This is a genomic window from Mesorhizobium sp. M1403 (assembly GCF_040317695.1).
In the GTDB taxonomy this organism is placed as follows: Bacteria; Pseudomonadota; Alphaproteobacteria; order Rhizobiales; family Rhizobiaceae; genus Mesorhizobium.
On sequence record NZ_JAMYKY010000097.1, the window covers coordinates 1 to 699 of the forward strand.

1 protein-coding gene is annotated in these 699 nt (G+C 60.2%); it reads left to right on the forward strand.

Going from position 1 to position 699, the window contains the following annotated elements:
- Nucleotides 1-699 (forward strand): AMP-binding protein (locus NKH01_RS35190; RefSeq protein WP_353024749.1); only part of this gene is annotated, 699 nt, incomplete at both ends.

A 699-nucleotide genomic window follows, 5' to 3' on the forward strand; every position in this document is an offset into this window, starting at 1 on the left:
AGACGGACACGTCCGCCTGGGCCGGGCTGCCCGCTTCCGATCCCGATCCCTACGCCCTCGGCCTCACCCCCCGCCATCTCGCCTACGTCATCTACACATCAGGCTCAACCGGAGCGCCCAAAGGGGCACAGAATGAGCATCGGGCTATTGTCAATCGCCTGATCTGGATGCAAAAAGCCTACGCTCTCAATGCGACTGATGTCGTCTTGCAGAAGACGCCTTTTGGCTTCGACGTCTCGGCCTGGGAATTCTTCTGGACGTTGCTTGAAGGGGCGACCCTGGTGCTGGCGCCTCCGGCTGCACACAAAGATCCCGAAGCGCTTGTAAACTTGGTAGTCGGCCAAAGCATCACCACGGCACATTTCGTACCATCCATGCTGGTCAACTTTATGGACACGAAGGGTGTTGATCGCTGCACATCGCTGCAGCGTCTCATGTGTAGTGGTGAGGCACTTGCTGCCCCCCTTGCGCACAAGGTTCGGCGCATATTGCCTTGGACCGGCCTGCACAATCTATATGGTCCCACGGAAGCAGCTATCGACGCGACGGCCTGGAATTGCCCGGCTGATTTTGACGGGTCAGTTGTCCCGATCGGCCGTCCGATTGCGAACACTCGGGTGTATCTTCTGGACGGCCATGGCGCGCCGGTTCCATTCGGGGCGGTGGGCGAGCTTTACATCGGCGGGGCCGGCGTTGCGC